The sequence below is a fragment of the Actinokineospora sp. NPDC051303 genome, assembly GCF_055586285.1.
Map to the genome: position 1 here is coordinate 73,180 of NZ_JBVJIN010000032.1, position 6,255 is coordinate 79,434.

At 69.9% G+C, this 6,255-nt stretch carries 6 protein-coding genes; 3 read left to right on the forward strand and 3 right to left on the reverse strand.

Annotated features, from left to right (window positions below; translation table 11 throughout):
* The first annotated feature begins 144 nt into the window (after positions 1-144).
* Positions 145-801 (forward strand): carbonic anhydrase family protein, encoded by a 657-nt coding sequence (locus ACZ6SD_RS22975; RefSeq protein WP_465319025.1) that lies wholly within the window; start codon positions 145-147, stop codon positions 799-801.
* Between the two features lie 102 nt (positions 802-903).
* Here the strand turns inward: ACZ6SD_RS22975 and ACZ6SD_RS22980 are convergent, their stop codons facing one another.
* Both ACZ6SD_RS22980 and ACZ6SD_RS22985 read right to left on the reverse strand, forming a co-directional pair.
* A complete protein-coding gene (locus tag ACZ6SD_RS22980; protein WP_465319026.1) occupies positions 904-1,737 on the reverse strand; it encodes an alpha/beta fold hydrolase in 834 nt (277 codons plus the stop codon).
* Between the two features lie 120 nt (positions 1,738-1,857).
* Positions 1,858-2,541 carry a TetR/AcrR family transcriptional regulator gene (locus tag ACZ6SD_RS22985; protein ID WP_465319027.1) on the reverse strand — a complete coding sequence of 228 codons (684 nt, stop codon included), beginning with the start codon at positions 2,539-2,541 and terminating at the stop codon, positions 1,858-1,860.
* A gap of 173 nt (positions 2,542-2,714) precedes the next feature.
* On the opposite strand from ACZ6SD_RS22985, the gene ACZ6SD_RS22990 reads away from it, so the two are divergent.
* Entirely contained in the window at positions 2,715-3,317 is a 603-nt protein-coding gene (locus ACZ6SD_RS22990) for a hypothetical protein (protein WP_465319028.1), read from the forward strand.
* A gap of 45 nt (positions 3,318-3,362) precedes the next feature.
* Here the strand turns inward: ACZ6SD_RS22990 and ACZ6SD_RS22995 are convergent, their stop codons facing one another.
* Entirely contained in the window at positions 3,363-4,553 is a 1,191-nt protein-coding gene (locus tag ACZ6SD_RS22995; RefSeq protein WP_465319029.1) for a trans-sulfuration enzyme family protein, read from the reverse strand.
* Between the two features lie 64 nt (positions 4,554-4,617).
* Between ACZ6SD_RS22995 and ACZ6SD_RS23000 the strand changes: the two genes are divergently transcribed.
* Complete coding sequence (locus ACZ6SD_RS23000) at positions 4,618-6,078, forward strand: aminotransferase-like domain-containing protein (RefSeq protein ID WP_465319031.1); 1,461 nt, start codon at positions 4,618-4,620, stop codon at positions 6,076-6,078.
* The last annotated feature ends 177 nt before the right edge of the window (positions 6,079-6,255 follow it).

A 6,255-nucleotide genomic window follows, 5' to 3' on the forward strand; every position in this document is an offset into this window, starting at 1 on the left:
GCGGTTTCGGTGGGCCAGGCAGCGTTCCGGCCGGTCTTTTTGGCAGTGGCTGAGCGAATTCGCCAGAGCGGCGCGGCGCGCGGTGGTTTGATGGACGTGCCGCGTTGTCACGCGGTTTGTTGTTCAGCCAGGGGGAGATTCACAATGGTCTTGAGACATCAGAGCCCGATCGCGGTCACTCGCGCGTCGGTCAGGGTGGACCCGGCCCAACCGCCGCTGCGCGTCCGCTATGGGCGCGCGGATGTGGAGTTGACTTACCGGCGTAGGGACGAGGACAAGCCGAACGGGTGCGCCACCCGCCACCCCGAGGAGACCGAGGAAGCCGAGGTGCCGCGGGGGGCGGGGCACGTCACCCTCGGCAAAGCCCGGTACGACCTGCGGCAGTTCCACTTCCACACCCCCGCCGAGCACCACTTCTTCGGTCGGGTGGATCCGATGGAGATGCACCTGGTGCACGAGAGCGAGACGGGGGAGAAACTGGTGATCGGCGTCCCGCTGCGGGTCGGCCGACGCTCCACTGTGGACGACGTGCTGGCCAGGCTCGCGCCGGAGTGCGGCCCATCGGTCACGGTGCGCGGCGTCGACCTGGTCACGCTGCTTCCGGTGCGGCACACCACGTTGCGGTACGAGGGCTCGCTCACCACCGACCCCTACACCGAAGGCGTGCGGTGGTTCCTGATGGCCGAGAACACCGTGACCGCGGCGACGGTCGCCCGGTTCCAGGCCCTGTTCACCCGTGGCAATTCCCGCCCGATCCAGCCGCTCAACGGCAGGAACGTCGTGGAGGTGCCCCAGCTCTGACCGGCCCGGCCGTCCACCCGCCCCCGCGTCCGGGGCGGGTGGACCCGTCCGGGCTCGGCGCCACCGATGGTCCCGCCGTCTCCGTGGTCCTGGTCGGTTGTCTCAGGCCGCGCCCGACTGGCCGCCGGACACCGCCTTGCCCAGTTGCGCGCGCAGGGTGTCGGTCACCAGCTTGGGGTTCTCCAGCATCGGGACGTGGCCGATCCCGGGGAAGTCGATCCGGTCGGCGCTCTCGGGCAGCTGGTCGAGGAACAGCTTGCCGAACCGGCGCGCGCCGAGCACCCGGTCCTTCTCGCACAGGATGAGGGTGGTCGGGAGGGTGAGTTCCGCGAGCCAGGTGACGCCGCCGAGCCACAGCGCCGACCAGATGAAGCCGAGGAAACCGGTGTTGTGCGTGGCCGCGCGGATGAAGTTGACCGCGTCGGCGGGGGTGACCGCCCGGGTGTCGGCGGACACGATCCGCAGGAAGAGGCGGTAGACCGGCGGCATCTTGCACACCAGGCTGCCCAGGAAGAACCCGCCGATCAGGAACGGGTAGAGCAGCATGAACTTGGCGCCCGCGAGGATCTGGAGGAACGAGAACCGGGTCCACCCGCCGCCGGGGGCGATGACGTGCAGGCTGCGGGCGCGGCCGCGCCGGGCCAGCTCCAGAGCGACCCAGCCGCCGAGCGAGTTCCCGACGATGTGGCAGGTGTCCCAGCCGATCTTGTCGAGCTGGGCCTCGATGTCGTCGGCCAGGCCGCCGATGCCGACGTGGCTGGGCCGGAAACTCCGCCTGCCCCAGTGCCCGCGCATCGTCGGCGCGTACACGTCGTAGGAGTCCGACAGTCCTTCCGCGACCTGCCCCCACACGTGGTGCGACAACACGAAGGGGTGCAACAGCAGCAGCGGTTCACCCGCACCCGTTCGCAGGGACGTCGTCGGAGGAGTCGCCATCGACCAAACCCATCGTCGCAGAAACCGTGCGCCGCGAACGCGGCCCACCCCTCTTGCTACTGGTCAGTAGATCGTCGTGTCCATGATCCACGGCCGAATGTGAGCGGGCACACGGCCCGGCTACGCCGTGGGCTTGCCGAACAGGGCCAGCGCCGTCTCCGTGAACAGGTCTTCGAGCGCGGGGAGGCTCTTGGCGCCCTCGGTGCGCAGGCAGTGCCGGATGCGCTCGGCGGTGCCGCCGATGTAGAGGTCGAAGACTTCCGGGGTCAGCGCCGGGATCGTCGGGTCCTGCTCGCGGGCGCGACGGTGCAGCTCGCGGAACATGGCCGCGAAGCCCGCGTTGATGGCCGACGTGCGCTCGATCAGCGCCGGTCCGGCGGAGAACGTCTCGATGTAGAGGGACCAGGTGATGTTCGGGTGGGTGGTGAGGGCGGTGAGGAACGCGCGCCACGACTGGCGGACGCGTTCGCGCCAGTCGTCTTTGGGCAGCGCGTCGAGCACTGCCTTCAGCTGCGTGCCGACCCGCGCGATCGAGCCGTCGAACGCGTCGAGGAAGCACGCTTCCTTGCTGGTGAAGTGCTCGTAGAAGGTGCGGCGGGAGACCTCGGCACGGTCCACCACGTCGCCGATCGTCGTCGCCGGGTACCCCTTCTCGGCCACGGCGTCGAACAGCGCCATGACGATCCGCTCGCGCTGGGAGGACGCCACGTCCGCCCGGCTCAGGCCGTGTCTGCCGCTGGGCAGGCGCTTGTCGGCGCGGTGCCGTAAGGGGTCGCCGGTTGCCGCCGAGGCCCTGGAACTCATTGCCACAGGATACTCACCCGCCTGAACAAGGTCGCCGGACAACACGAGCACGTTCTGACAAAATCCGCGCTTCGCTGATTCCGCGCTTGCCGGATCTTCTCTGGAAACAGTACGGTACCTCAGGTACCAGGAAGTTTCTGGATCTGCCCCGAGCAACGATTGGACTTTGTGCCATGCCCAGCAAAAAGGTCACCACGGCAGGCGCCGCGATAGGCGTTCTCGGCGTTTGCGCCACGCTTGTGCTCACCGCGCCGCCCAGCCAGGCCGCGACGACGCGGATTCCCTACGCCACCGCGGGCGAGACGGCGATCACCGGCCTCGGCGCCAACCTGCCGCTGGGGCCAGGCCAGACCGAAGTGGACGTCGACCTGCAATCAGGCCAGTTCACCGGCACGATCGACCTGCCGGAGACGCGCACGGACTTCACGATGTTCGGCTTCCTGCCCACCCACGCCAAGGTCAAGATCACCCAGGCGGGCGCCCTCAAGGGCACTTTCCAGGGCGACGCGGTGACCGCGGCGGGCGAGTTCAACGTCGCCATCGCCGAGGTCGGGCACTTCAACGTGGGCATGCCGCTGCCGAACTGCAAGACCACCGCCCCGGTTCAAATCAAGCTCAAGTCCGCTGGCGCGTTCAATCCCAGCAATGGCGGAAAGCTGACCGGCGCTTATCAGCTGCCGAAGTTCGCCGACTGCGGATTCGACACCGACATCATCAATATGCTCGTCGGCGGCAAGGAGAACACCATCACCATCGCGCTCACCGCGAAGAAGTAGCCGGACGCCCGCCCGGGAGCCCCTCGTTCCCGGGCGGGCGCGTCCTCAGCCCGGCAGCGCCTGCGCGAGGTCGGCCCAAAGGTCGTCGGGGTCCTCCACGCCGACCGACAGGCGGATCGTGCCCGTGCCGATGCCCGCCGCCGCCAGCGCGTCCGCGTCGAGTTGGCGGTGCGATGTGCTCGCCGGGTGCACCAGCGTGGTCTCCACGCCGCCGAGGGAGGCGGCCAGTCGCGCGACCCGCACGCCCTTGGCCAGGCTGTGCCCGGCCTCCTGGCCGCCTGCCAGGTCGAAGGCCACGATCGCGCCGAAGTCGGCGAGGTGGCCGCGGGCGACCGCGTGGTCGGGATGGTCGGCCCGGCCCGGCCAGCGGACCGAGGCGACCGCGGGGTGCTCGGCCAGGCGGTCGGCGAGGACGGCGGCGTTCGCGCACTGGCGTTTGATCCGCAGCGGCAGCGTCTTGATCCCCCGGATCGTCAGCCACGCGGCGAACGGGTCGGCGCAGGCGCCCAACTCGATGGCGTGCCGCCACACCTCCCGGTGGCGCCGCTCGTCGGCGAAGACCGTGACCCCGCTGATGACATCGGAGTGGCCGCCCAGGTACTTGGTTGCCGAGTGCACCACGATGTCGGCGCCCCACTCGATCGGCCTGCACAGCAGGGGAGTGGCGAACGTGTTGTCCACGACCGTCGTCAACCCGGCCGCGTTGCCCGCGGCGAGGAACCCGGGCAGGTCGATCACCTTGGTCATCGGGTTCGCGATGGTCTCCAGGTACAGCATCTTGGTGTTCTGCCGCAGGGCCGCGGACACCTCGGCCGGGTCGTCGCCGTCGAGGAAGCTCACCTCGATGCCCAGCCGCTCGGCGAAGGCGGTCAGCAGCGCGAACGTGCCGCCGTACACCTGCCGCTGGGCGAGCACGTGGTCGCCGGAGCGCAGCGTGGCCAGCAGCACCGTGCTGATCGCGCCCGTCCCCGAGGCCGACGCCACGGCCGCGACGCCGCCCTCCAACCCGGCGACCGCGGTCTCCAGCACGTGGGTCGTGGGGTTGCTGTAGCGGCTGTAGACGTAGTCGCCGTCCGGGCGGTCCATCGCCGCGACCAGCGCGTCCGGGTCGTCGAAGGCGAAGTTCGACGTCTGGTGGATCGGCACGCTCATCGGCCGCGCGTCCGACAGCGACGGCGCCTCGACGTGCACGGCCCTGGTCTCGGGCCGCAGGGAGGCTGAAGTAAGCGGAGTCATGCCTTGAGGCTGGCCGAGGTCGGGGGCGCCGGACAGAGCCAATCACGGGTAAATTGGTTTGGTGATGGAGCCAATACCGTGGCCGGTGGACCGGCTGGTCGCACAACTCGGGCGCTGGTCGTCCAGCCGCGGCCCGCTCTACCTGCTGCTCGCCGAGCGAATCCGGCAGCTGATCGACACCGGGCAACTGCCGCCGCGCGCCACGCTGCCACCGGACCGCGTGCTCGCCGACCGGCTCGCGGTCGGCCGCAGCACGGTCGTGGCCGCCTACGACCGGCTGCGCCAGGAGCACAACCTCGAACGCCACCAGGGCCGCGGCACCTGGGTGGCGCCCGCCGCGCTCCCCACCGGCAGGCCGGGCACGGCCAACCCGCTGTTCCTCAACTTCCTCGAACCCGCCGACGGCGTCCTGCCGCAAGCCTGCGCCGCGCCCTACGGCGCGCCCCCGGAACTGGTGGCCGCTTATCAGCGCGCGCTTAGCCGCCTTCCGGCCCTCGACAGCGACGACATCGGCTACTACCCGCTGGGACACACCCCGCTGCGGGTCGCGCTCGCCGAACGCCACACCGCGCGGGGCGTGCCGACCACCCCCGATCAGATCCTGGTCACCACCGGCGGCCAGCAGGCACTCGCGCTCATCACCCGCCTGCTGCTCACCCCCGGCGACACGGTCCTGGTCCAAGCCCCGACCTACCCCGGCGCCCTCGAACTGTTCCGCGACGCCGCCGCCATCATCACCACCGTCCGCACCACCACCGACGACCCGCCGCTGGACCAGTGGGCCGACGCCCTGGCCACCCGGCCGCGGCTGGCGTACCTGAACCCGACCAACCACAACCCCACCGGCACCACGATGCCCGCCCTCGCCCGGCGCGCGCTGGTCGAACTGGCCGCCCGGCACGGAGTCCCCGTGATCGACGACATCGTGCTCGCAGGTCTGTCATTCGGGCGCCCGCCACCGCCCGACCTCGCCGCGTTCGCTGGCCCGGGACAGGTGCTCACCGTCGGTTCGCTCTCCAAGTCGGTCTGGGGCGGTTTGCGCACCGGCTGGATCAGGGCTGAGGCGGGGGAGATCGCCCAGCTTGCCCGGATCAAGGCCATTCACGACTTGGGCAGTGCTGCCTTGGAGCAGTACGCGGCGGTCGAATTGCTGCCGACGCTTGACGCGGTGAGCGGGCGGCGGGGCGCTGAGCTGGGGCGGCGGCATGATCATTTGTGTGCTGAGTTGGGGGTGGCGTTGCCGCAGTGGCGGTTTCGGCGGGCTGGGGGTGGGCAGTGCTTGTGGGTGATGTTGCCTGGGGCGGATGCTGGGGCGTTCGCTCAGGTGGCCCTTCGGCATGGGGTGGCGGTTTTGCCTGGGGGCGCGTTGGAGGCGGCTGGGGGGAGTGCTGATTGTCTTCGGATTCCGTTTACGGCTCCGTTGAGGGATATTTCTGAGGGGGTTCGGCGGCTTGCTGGTGCTTGGGGGGCTTATCAGGGGGCGGGGGTGGCTGCTCCTACTGCTGTGCATGCTCTTGTGGTTTGAGGCCGGGGTTCCGTGGGGCTGCTCTGGGTTTTCGGGGGGCTCGCTTGTGTGAGGTTGCTCGATGGGGTGGAGTGGTTTCTTTGGCTCTTGGTAGTTATGTGTGGGTGCGTTCGGGTAGGTCGGGGCGGTATCCGCCGAGGGCGAGGAGTGCGAGGGAGATGAGGTTGTGGGGGTGTT